Here is a 15,604-nt window from a genome sequence, read left to right as displayed (position 1 = left end):
GAAGACATATTCGCGTCGCGTTGCGGCGCGCGCCCTGTATATGGCTCGGAGCCGCATATGAGCAGGTATGTTCACGGCTCCGGGAGAGACGACGCACAACTAAATAATCAGCTGCAAAGCAGGTTCCCCAAAATTCCGGGTTTAGGCACGGCTGGGTTTTCGGCGCCCACCGTGCAGAAATACCGTAGCTATTCATTTTTGGTTCGAGAGGGGAACCGTCATGGCTGAAGAATTCGATTTCCATCCGATGTGGGAAAGCCTCGGCATGAATCTTGCCGACCACGACATGCTGCTGGGCGCCGTGGGCCAGATGTACGGCGATATGTTCCTGACACAGAACAATCGCCCCAAGTCTACGTCCTACCTGGATTTTGTCGCCACCAACATCCACAGCGGCCGTATTAAGGAGATGCTCGACAAGAAGGAGGCCGGCGAGGCCACCAAGATCGTCGGTTCGTTCTGCGTCTACGTGCCCGAAGAGATCGTGCTTGCCTGCGATGGCATCCCCGTGGGCCTGTGCTCGGGTGCCGACTGGGCAACGGACAAGGTTGAGGAGCACTTGCCGCGCAACACCTGTCCGCTCATCAAGAGCTTTGCCGGCTTTAAGCTGGGCGAGGTCTGCCCCTACATTGAGTCGAGTGACCTGGTCGTGGGTGAGAACACCTGCGACGGCAAGAAAAAGGCCTACGAGTTCTTTGCCACGCAAAAGAACATGTACGTCATGGATATTCCCAACGTACACGACGAGTCGACGCTCGTGACCTGGAAGGCCGAGGTCAAGAAGCTCGCCGCCAAGATCGAGGAAGAGTGCGGCGTCAAGATCACGCCCGAGCGTCTGAAGGCCGCCATCCACGCCGTCAATGAGAAGCGTCGCGCCCTGCAGCGCCTCGCTGCCACGCGCGCTGCCGACCCGGCGCCCATCAGCGGTCTCGACAGCCTGCTGACCGTTCAGGCCGCCTTTATGGACGACACGCCGCGTCTGACCGGAGCCATCAACGAGATGGCCGCCGAGTGCGAGCAGCGTGTCGAGGCCGGCGAGGGCGTGGCGCCCAAGGGGACCAAGCGCATCCTGTACACCGGTACGCCCATGGCCGTGCCCAACTGGAAGCTGTTCAACCTTATCGAGAAGGCCGGCGGCGTCGTGGTGGGCGAGGAGTCCTGCACGGGCTCGCGCTACTACAAGGACCTGGTCGACGAGTCCGGCGAGACGGTCGACGAGATGCTCGACGCCATCGCCGAGCGCTACTTTAAGATCAACTGCGCCGTCTTTACGCCCAACGATCAGCGTATGAAGGACATTGTCCAGATGGCCAAGGACCTGCATGCCGACGGTATCGTCGACGTGGCCCTGCAGTTCTGCACACTCTACGAGATGGAGTCCTTCGCTGTGGAGAAGGCCGCAGAGGAGGCGGGCATTCCGTTTATGCACATCACGACCGACTACGCCGGTGAGGACGCCGGTCAGCTCCAGACCCGCATCGAGGCCTTCCTCGAGACGATTTAGCCGCACCTGCGCCAAGCTGTGCCGCCGGGTGTTCCTGTCCACGCGATAGGGATTTCTCCGTTGCCATGTCGGCCGGTGTCCGGATGCACCGCAGGGCGCCGGCCGGCTTCGCATAGCTGCCGGGGCGGGGATTTCCACCGTGCCGGCAGATTCTATCCGTTTGTTCAGACACGAAAGGAACTCAATGAACAACGACCTTTTCAAGGCGGGCGTTTCCCGTCGCGGTTTTCTGACCGGCTCCGCTGCCCTGTGCGCCATGGCGGGCCTCGGCCTCACCGGCTGCGGCGGTTCGGGCGCCGAAAGCGGTAGCGCCGCTGCCTCCGGCCAGGATGTGGAGTATCGCGACGAGCTGCAGATCGCGCTCCCGGCGAGCCCGGACGGCCTCGATCCGCACACCACGTCGTCGCTTGTGACCGTGGACATCATCTGCAACGTCGTCGAGCCGCTCTTTGGCCTCGATAGCGACTACGAGCCCCAACCCGTGCTGGCCAAGGGCTATGAGGTCTCCGACGACGGCCTGACCTACACCATCAAGCTGCGCGAGGGCGTCACCTTCCACAACGGCAAGGAGTTTGGCTCCGAGGACGTCGTGGCCTCGATGAACCGCTGGCTCACCGTCAACGACCGCGCCGCGAGCCTGCTGCCCGGTGCCACCTTCGCCGCCTCGGGCGACCACGAGGTCACCTGCACGCTGACCGAGCCCGCCATCGACTTTCTGATCATCCTGGGCAACCACTCCCAGTATCCGGGTATCTTCCCCTCCGAGGTCATTGAGGCCGCGGGCGATACCGGCGTGACCGAGTACGTGGGTACCGGTGCCTACAAGTTTGTGGAGTGGAAGCAGGACCAGTACGTCCATCTCACCCGCTACGAGGACTATGTCGCCGCCCACGGCAAGGCTTCGGGCTACACCGGCAAGGTCTCCGCGCCCACCAAGGACATCTACTATCAGTTCGTGACCGAGGCCTCCACGCGCGTGAGCGGGTTTGAGACCGGCGAGTACGATATCGCTGGCGAGATCCCCACCGAGAACTACCACGACTTCGACGGCAACGACGACGTCAAGCTCTACACTCATAACGCCGGCGTTCTGACCGCCTTCCTCAACATGAACGAGGGCATTTTCGCCGACGAGGAGATCCGCAAGTGTGCCCTCATGGCTATCGACTGCGAGGCGGCCGCTCTTGCCGCCTATGGCGAGAAGGAGCTCTTCAACATCGATCCCAACCTTGGCAACCCCGAGAACACTCAGTGGGCGACCGACGCGGGCAAGAAGTACTTTAACCAGGCCGACGCCAAGGCCGCCAAGAAGGCCCTGGCCAAGACCTCCTATGCCGGTGAAACGGTCAAGCTACTGACCACCCCCGACTACAAGGATATGCATAACGCCACCGTCGCGCTGCAGGAACAGCTCGAGAAGGCCGGTTTCACCGCCGAGGTCGACAGCTACGAGTTCGCGACCTTCATGGACATCCGCTCCGGCAAGCCCGAGCAGTGGGACCTCTTTGTGGCCTCCACCAACTACAAGCCCATCCCGGCCCAGTCCCTCTCGGTCTCCAAGGCCTTCTATGGCCTGTCCGACGAGGAGGCGCTCAAGCTCGTGGCCGAGACCCGCACCGCCAAGGACACCGATGCTGCGGCCAAGAAGTGGGCCGAGGCTCAGGAGCGCCTCTATGAGATCGCCGTCATCGAGCCGCTTTGCCACTACGCTTCCATCACGGGCACCCAGGCAGACGTCGAGGACGTCGAGGTGCTCGACGGGGCCATCATTTGGAACGCCAAGCGTCCGGAGTAATGCAATAGATGGCGTGGCGGCTGGAGGGGTCTGGTCCCCTGTGGCCGCCACGCCCTGTCCACGTTCAGAGGGGAAATAGACGCCTCGCATGATGAAGTACACGCTCAAACGTATAGGCGCGATGGTTCCGGTGATGCTCATCATCTCGGTTGTCGTGTTTTTGATTATCTATCTCACACCGGGTGACCCGGCCTCTTCGATGCTCGGCATGGAGGCTTCGGCCGACCAGATCGAGCGCGTCAACGATAGCCTGGGACTCAACGAGCCGCTGCCGCAGCGCTACGTTGAGTGGATGGGCGGCGTGCTTACCGGCGACCTGGGCGATTCGTATTTTATGCGGCAGCCCGTCACGCAGGCGATCGCCGAGCACTTTGGCCCCACGCTATCGCTCGCGCTTCTGGCACAGCTCATCGCGCTGTTGATTGCACTGCCTTGCGGCGTCGTCGCTGCCCTCAAACATGGGTCGCGCACCGACGCGGTCTTGCGTGTCGTTGCTCTTTTGGGCGTGGCGATACCCGGCTTTTTGATGGCGCTCATGCTTATGTGGCTGTTTGCCGTCACGTTGCGTGTGTTCCCGGTGGCCGGCTATGCGCCGCTATCGAAGGGCTGGTTCAGCCATTTACGCTATCTTGCGTTGCCGGCCATATCGCTTGGATGCGTTCAGGCCGCGCTGCTCATGCGCATGACGCGTGCGAGCGTGATCGAGGCCATGCAGCTCGACTGCGTTAAGACGGCGCGCGCCAAGGGCGTCTCCGAGGTTCGCGTGGTGCTGGCCCATGCCCTGCGCAACGCCGCGCTGCCGATTCTCACCTCGGTCGGCTATTCTTTTGGCGCTCTGATTACGGGCGCCGTGGTGACTGAGGCCATTTTTAACATCCCCGGTTTGGGCCAGCTGGTCACGAGCTCTATCGAGCGTCGCGACTATCCGGTGATTCAGGGTGTGCTGCTGGTCATCGCCTTGTTGAATTCGGTGATCAATCTGGCTGTCGACCTTGCCTACGGCGCTTTTGACCCGCGTGCTCGCAAATGGGGCGATGCATGATGGCAAACGTTAAGAAGGCTCTTGCCAACAAGGAGCTTGTGGTCGGCGGCTGTATTTTCCTGGCGATTGCGCTGATCGCGCTCGTCGGTCCGCTGGTGTGGACGGTTAATCCCAATGCGCAGGAGATGACGTTGCGACTTTCGGCACCTTCGCCCGCGCATCCCTTTGGCTGCGATGACTGTGGCCGCGACCTGCTTGCCCGCGTCATCGCGGGCGCGCGCGTGTCGCTTGGCGTCGGCATTGCCGTCACGCTCGCGACGAGTGCGCTCGGCTTGGTGATTGGCGCCTATGCGTGCTACAACGAGAGGCTCGATCATATTCTCATGCGCATCTGCGACGGCCTTATGTCCATTCCGGGCGTGCTGCTGGCCATCGCGCTCATGGCGATGATGGGGGCGAGCGTGTGGAACGTCATCATCGCGCTCTCCATCGTCTATACGCCCAGCATGGCGCGCATCGTGCGCTCGCGCGCGATGGTGGTCAAGGAGGAGCCCTTTGTGGAGGCCCTGCGCGTGCAGGGCGCCTCGACCGCGCGCATCGTGTGGCTGCATATCGTGCCCAACGTTATGGCGCCCTTCCTGGTGCAGGCGACCTTCGTCTTTGCCGAGGCCGTGCTCTCTGAGGCCGCCCTCTCGTTTCTGGGCCTGGGTATCAAGGCGCCCGACGCCAGCTGGGGAAACATCCTGCAGGCGGGCAAGAACGTGATGCGCAAAGCCCCGTGGATGATCTTCTTCCCGGCAGCGGCCATCATCGCGAGCGTGCTTTCGCTGAACCTTGCCGGCGACGGCCTGCGCGACGCCCTCGACTCCAAGACCAAGGAGGACTAGCCCATGGCTCAGCATCTTTTGGACGTGCGCGACCTCTGCATCTCGTTTGTGGGCCGCGATGGCAACGCGCTGGAAGCCGTCAACAAACTCAACCTACATATCGATGCCGGTGAGATCGTTAGTGTTGTCGGCGAGTCCGGCTGCGGTAAGTCGGTGTTTGCCCAGAGTGTCATGCGCCTATTGGAGCATGAACAGAAGATGGCCTATGAGGGCCAGATTGTGTTTGATGGCGAGGATCTGCTGGCGCGTCCGCTCAAGCGCATGCGCGAGGTGCGCGGCTGCGATATTGCCATGATCTTCCAGGACCCGTTGTCCTCACTCAACCCCGTCATGACGGTCGGGGCCCAGGTCGTCGAGGCCGTGCGAGCCCACCGTAAGGTGAGCCGACGCGAAGCCCGCGCCGAGGCCCTGCAGCTGCTGGAGCGCGTGGGCATCCGCGACGCCGACCGCCGCTTCGACATGTATCCGGGCGATTTTAGCGGCGGCATGCGTCAGCGCGTGATGATCGCCATGGCGCTCGCCGGGCACCCGCGCCTGCTGATTGCCGATGAGCCCACCACGGCACTCGACACGACGACTCAAAAACAGATTTTGGATCTTCTGCGCGACCTCAACAGTTCTGAGGGCATGGCGGTGCTTTTTATCAGCCATGATTTGGGTGTCGTCACGAGCATCTGCTCGCGCGTGCACGTCATGTATCTGGGTCAAATCGTAGAAGAGATCGACGCCTGCGGCCTTATGGATCGCCCGAGCCACCCGTATGCCCGGGGGCTCATCGCGAGCATTCCGCCGCTCGAAGGCGAGCGAGTTGACACGCTGGCGGATATTCCGGGCACGGTGCCGCCGCTTACGGCAATACCCTGTGGATGCCGCTTTGCGCCTCGTTGCGCCCGGGCGGACGAGCGTTGCCGCGCGCAGGAGCCTCCGCTGTTTGCCGTGAATGCGTGCGACCGGTCTAAATGCTGGCTTGTCGAGAAAGGGGAGTGCCATGGCTGTTGATAGCGAAGCCCTGCTTAGGGTCTCACATCTGACTAAAACGTTTCCCATGCCGGGCTTAGGTTTTAAGCGTCAGGCCTTTACCGCCGTGGACGATCTGTCGTTTGAGATCGCACCGGGCGAGATCTATGGCCTGGTTGGCGAATCCGGATCGGGCAAGTCGACGACTGGACGCCTGATCTGTGGTCTCGAGCGTGCGGATTCCGGCTCGATTGTCTATCGCGGGCACGACCTCGCCACGATGCCGGAGCGCGAACGCAAGCCGTTTCGCCGCGAAATCCAGCTGGTATTCCAGGATAGCTCTACGGCTTTTGACCCGCGTAACCGTGTCGGCCGCATTTTGGAGGAGCCGCTGATTATCGCCGGCGTGCGCGATGCGGATGAGCGCCATGAGCGCGCGCTCTCGGCCCTGGCCTCGGTCGGTCTTCTGGCAGAGCATTATGACCGCTATCCGCACGACCTTTCGGGGGGACAGCGTCAGCGACTCAATCTGGCACGGGCGCTTATTTGCGAGCCGCGCCTTGTGGTATGCGACGAGCCGGTCTCGGCGCTTGACGTGTCCGTTCAGGCTCAAGTGCTCAACTTGCTTCGTGACCTGCAGCGCACGACGGGCGTGGCGCTGCTGTTTATCACGCATGATATGCGTGTGGTTCGGCATATGTCCGACCGGATTGGCGTGCTCTACCACGGTCGTCTTGTCGAGGAGGGCGCGGCCGAGGACGTGATCGCGCACCCGAGCGATCCGTATACGCAGGAGCTTATCGACGCCATTCCCTAGAGGATGCTTCCTTTTGGGTATGGCGTGGGTTTGTTGTTTAATTGTCGGTATATCGGTGCAAGAGAGGGGAACTACTATGGTCGATATCGAGGAGCAGCCGTTGCCGCGCACGTTTGAGGAGTTCAACGAGCAGCGCAAGGCGGCGTTTATTCGCGTCAAGGATTACAAACAGGCAGGTAATCGCCTGGTCGGCTTTTTGTGCAGCTATACGCCGCTCGAGATTATCGATGCCGCGGGGGCTGCGAGCGTGGCTCTGTGTGGTACGTCCGATGAGGTGATTCCCGAGGCCGAGAAGGTGCTGCCGGCAAATCTCTGTCCGCTCATCAAGTCGACGTACGGCTTTGCCTACTCGCAAAAGTGCCCGTTTACGTACTTTAGCGACATGATCATCGGCGAGACCACCTGCGACGGCAAGAAGAAGATGTACGAGCTACTCAACGAGCTCAAGCGCACGCACATTCTGCACCTGCCGCAGGGTCGCGATCGCGCCTACGAGCGTGAAGGCTGGTACGAGGAGTGCCGCCTGCTCAAGGAGGAGCTCGAAGGTTTCTACGGCATCACGATTACCGACGATGACCTGCGCGCTGCCGTCCGTCGTCGCAACCGCTTGCGTGCGGCCCAGCTCGACATGTTTGCGCTGCAGGCCAACCAGCCGGCGGCCATGAGCGGCGTCGACCTGATGAGCACCATGTTTGCCGGCACGTTTAGCTTTGATATCGATGCCTATACGCAGCAGCTGGAGCAAAAGGTTGCCAAGCTGCGCGAGGCCTACGACGCGGGCGAGCGCCCGGTCGCGGCAGACGCCAAGCGCATCCTGATTACTGGTTGCCCGGTGGGCGGCGTGATCAACAAGATCGGTCGCACCATCGAGTCCAACGGCGGTGTGGTCGTGTGCATGGACGACTGTTCGGGCGAGCGCACGGCGGCCATGATGATCGACCCGGACGCGCCCGATATCCTGCGCGCCATCGCCGACCGCTACCTGGATATCAACTGCTCGGTCATGACGCCCAACGACGGTCGTATGGAAAACACGCTGGCCATGTGCGAGAAGTATCACGTCGATGGCGTAGTGGAGAGCGTGCTCCAGGCGTGCCACACCTTTAACGTGGAGAGTGCGCGCATGCAGGAGGCTGTCGAGGGTGCGGGTATTCCGTATATGAAGATCGAGACCGACTATAGCAACGGCGACATGGGCCAGATCGAGACGCGCATCGCCGCCTTTATCGAAACCCTCTAGCTTCCTCAGGCACCGGATCTTGCTCCTCAAACCGTCGCTTGCGTACCCAAAGTACGCTGCGCTCCTCTTTCGGGGCAATCTCCGGCACCTGAGAAACCTAGAGCTAAGGCGCCTGAACGCGCCGCTACCTTTGATGTTTAGATTGGGAGAGAGCCATGATAGGGATCGGGATCGATATCGGGTCTACGGCGGCTAAGGCCGCTGTGGTCGACGGGGAGGGTTCGGTGGCGTGGACGTGCGTGCAGCCAACCGGGTTCTCCTCGGTCGATGCTTCCGAACGGCTGCGCGGCGAGCTTGCCGCGGCTGGCTATGACGTGGCTGCCGACGACGTGCGCGTGGTCGCGACTGGCTACGGCCGTGTTGCCGTGCCCTATGCACACAAGGTCGTGACCGAGATTACCTGCCACGGTACCGGTGCCGTGCGCCTGTTTGGCGATCACGGCACGGTGATTGACGTGGGCGGCCAGGACACCTAGGTCATTCAGCTTAAAAGTGGCCGCGTGGCCAAGTTCGCCATGAACGACAAGTGCGCTGCCGGTACGGGGCGCTTTTTGGAGATCATGGCCGACCGTCTGGGTATTTCCCAACAGCAGATGGCCGACCTTGCGCGTTCCGGTGAGCCCACCAAGATCAGCAGCATGTGCACGGTGTTTGCCGAAAGCGAGGTCATCAGCCTGATCGGTCGCGGTGAGCCGCGCGAGAACATTGCGCGTGGCGTGATCGACAGCGTGGTCTCGCGCGTGGCGACCATGGCCGGGCAGGCCGCGGGCGCCCCGTACTACCTGACCGGTGGCCTGTGCGAGAACGCCTTCGTGGTGGAGCGATTGGGCGAGCTACTGGGGTCGCCGGTGACCACCTCGCCCCAGGCTCGCTTTGCAGGTGCCATCGGCGCGGCGATTCGCGCCGCCGCCTTGGCCTAGGGGTGTACCGCGACATGCGCATCCTCAATATCTCGGCGCAAAAACCAGATAGTACCGGCAGCGGCACCTACCTTGCCGCGCTCGTGCGCGAGCAGATCGAGACGGGGCATCGCGCCGCCGTGCTTTGCGGCGCGGCACCGGGTGATACCCAAGGCGAGCTGGACCGGCGTGCTGCCGTGTTTGCCGTACCGTTCGAGTCGCCCGAGCTGCCGTTTCCCATCTGCGGTATGTCCGATGTCATGCCCTATCCCTCTACACGCTATCGTGACCTGACGCCTTCGATGCTCAAGGCATTTGAGCGGGCATTTGCTGCTGCAATCGATCGGGCGGTGGCTGAGTTTCGGCCCGATCTGGTGCTCTGCCATCATCTGTATCTGGTGACCGCATTGGTGCGCGAGTGCGTCCGGGGCGTGCCGGTTGTTGCCGTGTGCCATTCGACCGACCTGCGCCAGCTGCGTTCGCATGCGCTCGAGCGCGATCGCATCGTACGTGCGGTTCGTCGGCTCGATGCCGTCTTTGCGCTCCATGCTGAGCAGGCTGAGCAGATTGGCCTGGTGTGCGGCGTCGATGCCGATCGCATCCACGTGATTGGGACGGGCTACGACCATCGCGTCTTCTGCTGCGACGCAAGCGTGGCGAGACAGCCGGGATCGCTTGTGTACGTGGGCAAGATTTGCTTTAAAAAGGGCGTCGAGTCGCTGGTTCGAGCCATGTCATTGCCGATTGACGATGGCGTCCGCCCATCTGGCTTGGTACTTGTGGGCGGCCGCGGGGACGATGCCGAGTACGCGCGTATCGAGCGCTTGGCCGCGGCCTCGGATGTGCCGGTGACGCTGGCGGGCCGCCTGGATAGCGATGGGCTCGTGCGTGCCTACCGCAGTTCCGGCGTCTTTGTGCTGCCTTCGTTTTACGAGGGTCTGCCGCTCGTGACGATCGAGGCCCTCGCGTGCGGCTGCAAAGTTGTGGCGACCGATTTGCCCGGCGTTCGTCCCTGGATGGAGGCGATGCTTCCCGGCGCTCCCGTGACGTGGGTGGCGCCGCCGCGTATGACGGATGTCGACACGCCCGAGGCGGCCGACCTTCCGTTGTTTGAGCGCGCACTGGCAGATGCTATCGCGCAGGCGCTTGCGGCTCCGCCTTCGACGTTCGAGCCGTTGGCGGTCTCTTGGGAAGCCGTGCCTGGGGCGTATACTTAAAGTCGTTGATTTGTTGGAAGGGGGTTCGTATGGCTAAGGACACCATGAGGCTCACGTCCATGACGGCCGCGAGCGGTTGAGCCGCTAAGTTGGCTCCCGGAGCCCTCGCCCAGGTCCTGGGCGACTTGCCCAATGTGCATAACGACAATCTGCTCGTGGGGTTCGATACCTCCGACGATGCGAGTGTCTTCCGCGTAGGGGAGAACCTGGGGCTCGTGCAGTCCATCGACTTCTTCCCACCGATGGTCGACGACCCGTTCCTGTTTGGCCAGATTGCCGCGGCAAACTCACTGTCGGACATCTACGCCATGGGCGGGCGGCCGAGCCATGCCATGAACCTGCTGTGCATTCCGAGCTGCCTGGGCGTCGAGGTTGCCGGTCAGATTCTGGCGGGCGGCGCCGACAAGTGCGTTGAGGCCGGCTGCACCATCGCGGGCGGCCACACCATCAACGACGACGAGCCCAAGTACGGCCTGTCCGTGAGCGGCTTTGTCGCGCTCGATTGCATGCTCGCCAATAGCGGTGCGCGCGTGGGCGATGTCCTGCTGCTGACCAAGGCGATCGGCTCGGGCATCATCACCACGGCCATTAAGGGCGAGCTTATCGAGCAGGACGAGGCTGGTCCGATGTTCGACTCGATGCGCACCCTCAACGAGGCCCCGATTCGTTTGGCCGAGGGACTCGAGCTTCACGGCTGCACCGACATTACGGGCTTTGGTCTGATCGGGCATGCGTGCGAGATGGCCGAGGGCTCGGGCGTGCAGATCGAACTTGCGTCGGGGGCGGTGCCGCTCTTTGACCAGGTGCTCGATATGGCGCGTCTGGGCATTATCCCCGCGGGCTCCTACCGCAACCAGGACTTCTTTGGCCCGCGCGTGGCTGCCGACGAGGACCTTGAGGCGGGCATGCTTGACGCGCTGTACGATCCGCAGACCTCGGGTGGTTTGCTCATCGCGGCGCCTGCTGCCGATGTGGATGGGCTTGCGCGTCGCCTGCATGCCGAGGGGCGCATCGCGGCCGTTGTCGGGCGCGTGTGCGAGGCGGAGCCGGGCGGTCCTGCTGTCCGCGTTGTTCGCTAGCCCGCACGTTTATGTAACTGTTTGCCGTTCTCTAGAACGGCTCTTTCGAAAGGAAAAACTATGTCTACCAAGATTGAAGTCAATGCCATGGGCGATGCCTGCCCGCTGCCCGTCGTCAAGACGCTCAAAGCTCTGAAGCAGCTCGATGGCGAGGGCGCCGTCGTGACCTCGGTCGACAACGAGACCGCCGTCAAGAACATCTCCAAGATGGCGCAGGAGAAGGGCTGCACGGCCTCGGTCGAGAAGGTTTCTGACGCCGAGTGGCACGTGACCGTGGCGACCTCTGGCGCCGTTGCCGTGGCCGATCCCGAGCAGGATGGCGCTGCCTTCTGTGATGCCAGCGCCGGCAAGGGCAAGCTCGTCATTTCCGTCTACACCGACTGCATGGGCCGTGGCGACGACGAGCTGGGCCACAAGCTCATGAAGGCGTTTATCTTTGCCGTGACGCAGCAGGAGGAGCTGCCCGCGACCATGCTGTTCTACAACGGCGGCGCCAAGCTCACCGTCGAGGGCTCGCCGGTGCTCGACGACCTGAAGGGCCTGGCCGAGCAGGGTGTCGAGATTCTCACCTGCGGTACCTGCCTCGACCACTATGGCATTAAAGACCAGCTTGCGGTGGGCGAGGTCACCAACATGTACGTGATCGTGGAGAAGATGGAGCAGGCCGTGCGCGTCGTGCGCCCGTAGCGTATTGGTTGGAGTTGCCATGAGGGAGAAGCGCCCGGCGCTTGTCATCACGTTTCCCACCACGGCGGCCGCCATGGGTTGCGAGTCTCTGTGCATCGAGCGCGGCCTTCCCGGGCGAACGATTCCCGTGCCCGGGGAGGTCGCTGCCGGCTGCGGTCTGGCGTGGAAGGCGTTGCCTGCCGATGAGGAGCTGCTGCGCGGCGAGCTTGCCGCGGCGGGCGTTCCCACCGAGGGCTATACCGTGATTGATATGTGGGAGGTCGTGCGATGATCTACCTGGATAACGCGGCGACGACCATGCACAAGCCGCAGACGGTCATCGATGCCGTGACGCAGGCGATGTGCTCGCTCGGCAATGCCGGGCGCGGCGCCACGTCGGGTGCCCTCGATGCCGCTCGTACGATTCACGGTTGCCGTGCCAAGCTCGCGCGCCTTTTAGGTTGCCCGAGGGCGGACCATGTGTGCTTTACGTCCAACTCTACGGCGGCGCTCAACATCGCCATCTGTGGCGTGGTGCGCCCCGGCGACCGCGTGGTCACGACGGTGCTCGAGCATAACTCCGTGCTGCGTCCGCTCAACCGCCTGGCAGCGGAGCGGGGCGTGACCGTTGAGCATGCGGGCTGTGACGTAAATGGTGTGCTCGACTACGACGAACTCGAGCGGCTTGTCACGCCGGGTACGCGTGCCGTGGTGGTGACGCATGCCTCCAATGTGACCGGCAACGCGGTCGACATTGCGCGCGTGGCTGTCATGGCCCATGCGGCCGGCGCGCTCGTGATCGTCGATGCCTCGCAGTCTGCCGGCACGGCGCATATCGATATGCAGGCCATGGGGCTCGACGTGGTGTGCTTTACCGGCCACAAGGGGCTCATGGGTCCGCAGGGGACCGGCGGCCTGGCCGTGGCAGAGGGCATTGACGTGGCGCCGTGGGCCATGGGCGGCACGGGCGTGCACAGTTTTGATGCGTTGCAGCCGCTTGAGTGGCCCACGCGCCTTGAGGCGGGCACGCTCAACGGCCACGGTATCGCCGGCCTTTCCGCTGGTCTCGACTTTATCGAGGCCCAGGGTGGGGTGGAGACGATTGCTGCCCACGAGCGTGCGCTCGCTGATCGCTTCCTTGCCGGTGTGCGCGAGATTCCGGGGATTAAGCTCTACGGTGCGTTTGACCAACCCGCGCGCTCGGCGATCGTGTCGCTCAACGTGGGCGATATCGACTCTGCCGAGATCTCGGACGCGCTCATGCAAGGGTGGGGGATTGCGACGCGCCCCGGTGCCCATTGCGCTCCGCTCATGCACCGCGCGCTCGGGACCGAGCGCCAGGGTGTTGTTCGCTTCTCGTTTGGGTATTTCAACACGACCGAAGAAGTCGACACGGCTATCGATGCTCTGTGCGATTTAGCCTGCTAAAGCTGCTAGACCGTTTATACTTGCGGGACGGGTGTTTTTGCCCGTCCCGTTTTTGTTTCGACCCGAAAGGTGGTCCCATGGCTTCATCCACCCCGCGTGGTCTGCGCTCCGACCATGTCGTCACTGTCGGCATCGCCCTATTCTCGATGCTCTTTGGCGCCGGCAATCTCATTATCCCGCCGCTGCTGGCGCTGCAGGCAGGTTCTGCCACGCCGGTCGCCATGCTCGGCTTTCTGGTTGCCGCCATCGGCCTGCCCGTCATGGGCTTTATCGCCGTGGCGCTTGCCGGAACGGCGCGCGAGCTTGCCGGCCGCGTGCACCCCAAGTTTGGCGAGTTCTTTGTCGCGGCGGTGTATCTTGCCATCGGCCCGTGCCTGGCCATTCCGCGCACGAGCTCCACGGCCTTCGAGATGTTGGTGCCGCTGCTGCCCGAGGGTGTCTCGCTTGGCACGGCTCGCCTGGTGTTTGCCATCGGGTTCTTCGCAGTCGCGTTTGTGCTCACGCTGCGCCCGGGTGTCATCACACGCGTGCTCGGCCGCATTACGGGCCCCGCGCTTATCGCGCTCATCGTGCTGGTTGTGGGTGCTGCCGTGATCTCGCCGCTGGGACCGGTTGCCGCGCCTCAGGCTCCCTACGATGCGGGTGCTGCCGTGCAGGGCTTTTTGACCGGCTACCAGACCATGGACCTGCTCGCGTCGCTCGCCTTCGGCATTATCATCGCCGAGACTATCCACGAGCTGGGCGTTACCGACGACAAGCGCGTGGCCTTTGAGATTTCGCGCTCCGGTGTGATCGCCGGTGCGCTCATGGCCGTCATCTACTGCGGCCTGGCGCTTGCCGGCATGCAGCTCAGTACGGTTATGCCCGATGCCACCAACGGCGCTGCCATCCTTGCCCGCTCTGCCTCCATGCACTTTGGCCTTGCCGGCACGGTCGTGGTCTTCGCGATCTTTTTCCTTGCCTGCATGAACGTGTGCATCGGCCTCATCAGCTGCTGCTCGCGTTACTTCTGTGAGACGTATGTGGTCGAAGGGGGAGCGGAGGCCTCCGAGGAGGCCATGCGCCGTCCCTTTGCGGTTCTCGCCTTTGTGTTCGCGGCGTTTTCGTGCGTGCTCTCCAACGTGGGCCTCGACATGATCCTCATGTTCTCGGTGCCCATGCTCAACGCCTTGTACCCCGTCGCCATTGTGCTGGTGCTGATGGGCCTGGTGCACGGTTTTTGCGACGCCCATCCGCAGGTGTGGGTTTGGGTCGGCGGCGTGGTCGTGGTGCAGAGTGTGATCACCTCGGTCCGCGACGCGTTCTTTGCGGGCGTGTGGCTGCCGTTCGATGCGCTGCCGTTGGCGGACATTGGAGCCGCGTGGGCGCCGGTCGCCGTGGTGGCCTTTGTGATAGGCCTGGCCCATAGCCAGTTTGTCGCACATTCGAGGAGCTAGGGTATCGTCGCTTGCATAGGCGGGGAGTCTCCCCTATAATTTTCTTCGCTTTGGGACACGCAAGGTTTAGACCTTAGCTGCTCAACACCTTCGGGACGTGGCGCAGTTTGGTAGCGCGCCTGCTTTGGGAGCAGGATGTCGCAGGTTCAAATCCTGTCGTCCCGACCATATCTTGCGGGCGTAGTTCAATGGTAGAACCCCAGCCTTCCAAGCTGATGACGCGGGTTCGATTCCCGTCGCCCGCTCCATAGGATAGTTTTAACGGCTTTGGCTTTATTTGGTGCCAGAGCCGTTTTCATAAGCGTGCCGGGCGACGGGAATCGAACCCGGCAGGGTGCGAAGCTGAGAAAATGCGTGAGCATTTTCCAGCGCAGCACGCAAGGGCCAATGGCCCGCAGCGAAACAAGGGTTTGCGAAGCAAACCCTTGGACTTCCCGTCGCCCGCTCCATAAGATAGATGAATGGCTCTGGTTCCTTTTGGGACCAGAGCCATTTTCATATACATGCCGGGGACCCCACATCCCCTCCTAAGTTGCGGTGAAATACGGACTGTTTTCCGGCTTTTGCGAACCCACTGAGGGTCGGGGTGGCTAATTTGGGACGGGCATTTTTGACTACTCTAGCGATCGGCTGGCAACTGTGGTCAAAAAGTCCTGTTCCAAAATGACTGGTCTGGTGCTGGGCCACGAAAGCGGCC

Annotated in this window: 13 protein-coding genes, 2 tRNA genes and 1 pseudogene; all 16 read left to right on the top strand. The window is 62.6% G+C overall.

The annotated features are described in order from the left end of the window. Window positions 1-220: 220 nt before the first annotated feature. The 16 genes and pseudogenes from AAAX72_RS00330 (at window position 221) to AAAX72_RS00255 (ending at window position 15,155) form a co-directional block, all read left to right on the top strand. Window positions 221-1,504 carry a double-cubane-cluster-containing anaerobic reductase gene (locus tag AAAX72_RS00330; RefSeq protein WP_055286139.1) on the top strand — a complete coding sequence of 428 codons (1,284 nt, stop codon included), beginning with the start codon at window positions 221-223 and terminating at the stop codon, window positions 1,502-1,504. Window positions 1,505-1,688: 184 nt separating this feature from the next. Then, window positions 1,689-3,299, top strand: a complete 1,611-nt coding sequence (locus AAAX72_RS00325) for an ABC transporter substrate-binding protein (RefSeq protein ID WP_349128499.1) — start codon at window positions 1,689-1,691, stop codon at window positions 3,297-3,299. 88 nt (window positions 3,300-3,387) lie between these two features. Continuing rightward, window positions 3,388-4,341, top strand: coding sequence for an ABC transporter permease (locus AAAX72_RS00320; protein ID WP_349128497.1), 954 nt, complete (start codon window positions 3,388-3,390; stop codon window positions 4,339-4,341). Next, complete coding sequence (locus AAAX72_RS00315; RefSeq protein WP_349128496.1) at window positions 4,341-5,168, top strand: ABC transporter permease; 828 nt, start codon at window positions 4,341-4,343, stop codon at window positions 5,166-5,168. The genes AAAX72_RS00320 and AAAX72_RS00315 overlap by 1 nt, the downstream gene beginning before the upstream one ends. A 3-nt stretch (window positions 5,169-5,171) precedes the next feature. Then, complete coding sequence (locus AAAX72_RS00310; RefSeq protein ID WP_349128494.1) at window positions 5,172-6,167, top strand: ABC transporter ATP-binding protein; 996 nt, start codon at window positions 5,172-5,174, stop codon at window positions 6,165-6,167. Further along, window positions 6,157-6,942 (top strand): ABC transporter ATP-binding protein, encoded by a 786-nt coding sequence (locus AAAX72_RS00305; RefSeq protein WP_349128492.1) that lies wholly within the window; start codon window positions 6,157-6,159, stop codon window positions 6,940-6,942. Before AAAX72_RS00310 ends, AAAX72_RS00305 begins: the two co-directional genes overlap by 11 nt. A 76-nt stretch (window positions 6,943-7,018) precedes the next feature. Further along, the gene (locus tag AAAX72_RS00300) at window positions 7,019-8,182 is read left to right on the top strand and encodes a double-cubane-cluster-containing anaerobic reductase (protein WP_349128490.1); all 1,164 of its coding nucleotides are present in this window, start codon (window positions 7,019-7,021) and stop codon (window positions 8,180-8,182) included. 155 nt (window positions 8,183-8,337) lie between these two features. Further along, window positions 8,338-9,102 (top strand): annotated as a pseudogene (locus AAAX72_RS00295) (acyl-CoA dehydratase activase). 14 nt (window positions 9,103-9,116) lie between these two features. After that, window positions 9,117-10,298 (top strand): glycosyltransferase family 4 protein, encoded by a 1,182-nt coding sequence (locus tag AAAX72_RS00290; protein WP_349128488.1) that lies wholly within the window; start codon window positions 9,117-9,119, stop codon window positions 10,296-10,298. A 29-nt stretch (window positions 10,299-10,327) separates the two neighbouring features. Then, entirely contained in the window at window positions 10,328-11,377 is a 1,050-nt protein-coding gene (selD, locus tag AAAX72_RS00285) for a selenide, water dikinase SelD (RefSeq protein ID WP_349128487.1), read from the top strand. Window positions 11,378-11,437: 60 nt separating this feature from the next. Beyond that, window positions 11,438-12,064: a sulfurtransferase-like selenium metabolism protein YedF gene (yedF, locus tag AAAX72_RS00280; RefSeq protein WP_055286145.1), complete on the top strand. Its 627-nt coding sequence runs from the start codon at window positions 11,438-11,440 to the stop codon at window positions 12,062-12,064. Window positions 12,065-12,083: 19 nt separating this feature from the next. Continuing rightward, on the top strand, window positions 12,084-12,335 hold the full coding sequence (locus AAAX72_RS00275) for a DUF3343 domain-containing protein (protein WP_022095212.1): 252 nt from the start codon (window positions 12,084-12,086) through the stop codon (window positions 12,333-12,335). Beyond that, entirely contained in the window at window positions 12,332-13,471 is a 1,140-nt protein-coding gene (locus AAAX72_RS00270; protein WP_349128485.1) for an aminotransferase class V-fold PLP-dependent enzyme, read from the top strand. Before AAAX72_RS00275 ends, AAAX72_RS00270 begins: the two co-directional genes overlap by 4 nt. A gap of 77 nt (window positions 13,472-13,548) precedes the next feature. After that, the gene (gene brnQ / locus AAAX72_RS00265) at window positions 13,549-14,907 is read left to right on the top strand and encodes a branched-chain amino acid transport system II carrier protein (protein WP_349128483.1); all 1,359 of its coding nucleotides are present in this window, start codon (window positions 13,549-13,551) and stop codon (window positions 14,905-14,907) included. A 91-nt stretch (window positions 14,908-14,998) separates the two neighbouring features. Beyond that, window positions 14,999-15,075, top strand: a tRNA-Pro gene (locus AAAX72_RS00260). A gap of 6 nt (window positions 15,076-15,081) precedes the next feature. Then, window positions 15,082-15,155, top strand: a tRNA-Gly gene (locus AAAX72_RS00255). Window positions 15,156-15,604 lie beyond the last annotated feature (449 nt).

The sequence above is a fragment of the Collinsella sp. CLA-ER-H8 genome (assembly GCF_040092335.1).
Lineage (GTDB): Bacteria > Actinomycetota > Coriobacteriia > Coriobacteriales > Coriobacteriaceae > Collinsella.
The sequence above is the reverse complement of the archived record's forward strand: the minus strand, read 5'-3'. Positions and strand labels throughout refer to the sequence as shown.

Coding starts and splice junctions, on each gene's coding strand:
- AAAX72_RS00330 (WP_055286139.1), top strand. CDS start 221: ATGGCTGAAGAATTCGATTTCCATCCGATGTGGGAAAGCCTCGGCATG.
- AAAX72_RS00290 (WP_349128488.1), top strand. CDS start 9,117: ATGCGCATCCTCAATATCTCGGCGCAAAAACCAGATAGTACCGGCAGC.
- yedF (WP_055286145.1), top strand. CDS start 11,438: ATGTCTACCAAGATTGAAGTCAATGCCATGGGCGATGCCTGCCCGCTG.
- AAAX72_RS00305 (WP_349128492.1), top strand. CDS start 6,157: ATGGCTGTTGATAGCGAAGCCCTGCTTAGGGTCTCACATCTGACTAAA.
- AAAX72_RS00315 (WP_349128496.1), top strand. CDS start 4,341: ATGGCAAACGTTAAGAAGGCTCTTGCCAACAAGGAGCTTGTGGTCGGC.
- AAAX72_RS00300 (WP_349128490.1), top strand. CDS start 7,019: ATGGTCGATATCGAGGAGCAGCCGTTGCCGCGCACGTTTGAGGAGTTC.
- AAAX72_RS00320 (WP_349128497.1), top strand. CDS start 3,388: ATGATGAAGTACACGCTCAAACGTATAGGCGCGATGGTTCCGGTGATG.
- AAAX72_RS00270 (WP_349128485.1), top strand. CDS start 12,332: ATGATCTACCTGGATAACGCGGCGACGACCATGCACAAGCCGCAGACG.
- AAAX72_RS00310 (WP_349128494.1), top strand. CDS start 5,172: ATGGCTCAGCATCTTTTGGACGTGCGCGACCTCTGCATCTCGTTTGTG.
- AAAX72_RS00275 (WP_022095212.1), top strand. CDS start 12,084: ATGAGGGAGAAGCGCCCGGCGCTTGTCATCACGTTTCCCACCACGGCG.
- brnQ (WP_349128483.1), top strand. CDS start 13,549: ATGGCTTCATCCACCCCGCGTGGTCTGCGCTCCGACCATGTCGTCACT.
- AAAX72_RS00325 (WP_349128499.1), top strand. CDS start 1,689: ATGAACAACGACCTTTTCAAGGCGGGCGTTTCCCGTCGCGGTTTTCTG.